The following is an 880-nucleotide window of genomic DNA, read 5'->3' as shown; positions in this document are numbered from 1 at the left end:
CAGACTCTAACGGCTACCGCTACAGTACCATCAGGATCAAGTATTGTTTGGTATGATGCAGCTTCAGGAGGCAATGTAGTAAGTCCAGCGACTTTAGTGAGTACAGCTGCCGCTACAAGAACATTATACGGACAGACATCAAACGGCAGTTGTTCAAGTTTAACAAGAACGGCTGTTGTATTAACAATCAATGCAGCTCCTGCAGCACCAATTGTAATTGAAAACACGAGAGAATGTGTAGATGCTAAAGGAAGTTTTACAATTAGTAATTATGACGCAACTTATAATTATGTCATAACACCTTCTGTAGATGTTGTTCAAAATGGTGACACGGTTATAGCTCCTGCTGGAAGTTATGTTATTAAAGCTTTAGTTAACGGCTGTTATTCTGATAGTTCAAGTATCATAATTAATTCTAAGATTTGCGCTAAAGACGATACCAGCTTTACCGCTACTCCAAGTGCAACAGCAGCCGTAACAGTTGGAACAGTAACAAGCAATGATACCTTAAACGGAGCAGCTGTTACAGCATCAAATACCGATGTAACGCCAATTACAACAGGTCCATTAAGTATTGATTCAGAAGGAGTCTTGACTCTTGATGCAAATACAGTATCAGGAAGCTACAGCATCACGTACCAATTATGTGAAGTAGGAGCCAATCCTTCAAACTGTGATACAGCTACAGCTACTGTAGTTGTAAAAGGAACATTAGATGCTCAAAACGACAATTACAGCGCAGTGCCAAGCAGTACAGCAGCCGTAACAGTTGGAACAGTAACAAGCAATGATACCTTAAACGGAGCAGCTGTTACAGCATCAAATACCGATGTAACGCCAATTACAACAGGTCCATTAAGTATTGATTCAGAAGGAGTCT

At 40.3% G+C, this 880-nt stretch carries 1 pseudogene; it reads left to right on the top strand.

The annotated features are described in order from the left end of the window. Positions 1-880, top strand: a pseudogene (locus ACHRV0_RS21555) (hypothetical protein); the annotation flags it as partial.

This window comes from Flavobacterium sp. FlaQc-30, from assembly GCF_044005885.1.
Classification (GTDB): domain Bacteria; phylum Bacteroidota; class Bacteroidia; order Flavobacteriales; family Flavobacteriaceae; genus Flavobacterium.
The sequence above is the reverse complement of the archived record's forward strand: the minus strand, read 5'-3'. Positions and strand labels throughout refer to the sequence as shown.